The organism is Pseudomonas sp. K5002, assembly GCF_013386655.1.
In the GTDB taxonomy this organism is placed as follows: domain Bacteria; phylum Pseudomonadota; class Gammaproteobacteria; order Pseudomonadales; family Pseudomonadaceae; genus Aquipseudomonas.
This window is the reverse complement of sequence record NZ_JACARK010001625.1, coordinates 1-336: the sequence shown is the minus strand read 5'-3', so window position 1 is coordinate 336 and position 336 is coordinate 1. Positions and strand designations below refer to the sequence as shown.

The following is a 336-nucleotide window of genomic DNA, read 5'->3' as shown; positions in this document are numbered from 1 at the left end:
AACAGCGTGCCGCCGTTGGCGAATTCGAATTTGCCGATGCGCCGCTTCTGGGCGCCGGTAAAGGCCCCGGGCTCATGCCCGAACAACTCGCTTTCCACCACCGACTCGGCCAGGGCGCCGGCGTTGATCGCCACAAACGGGCCGCTGCGGCGGTTCGACAGATCGTGCAGCGCACGCGCTACCACTTCCTTGCCGGCACCGGTTTCACCGAGGATCAGCACATCAGCCTTGGTCGCCGCCAGCGCGCCAATCTGCTCGCGCAGGCGCAGCATTTGCGGGGAGTGGCCCACCAGGCGCGTACTCAATTGCTGACGGTCGCTCAGGGCCAGGCGCAGG

1 protein-coding gene is annotated in these 336 nt (G+C 67.0%); it reads right to left on the bottom strand.

What is annotated here, in order from left to right:
* The coding region (locus HX846_RS38345; RefSeq protein WP_256740527.1) for a sigma 54-interacting transcriptional regulator at positions 1–335 on the bottom strand (335 nt) is incomplete at its 3' end.
* Position 336 lies beyond the last annotated feature (1 nt).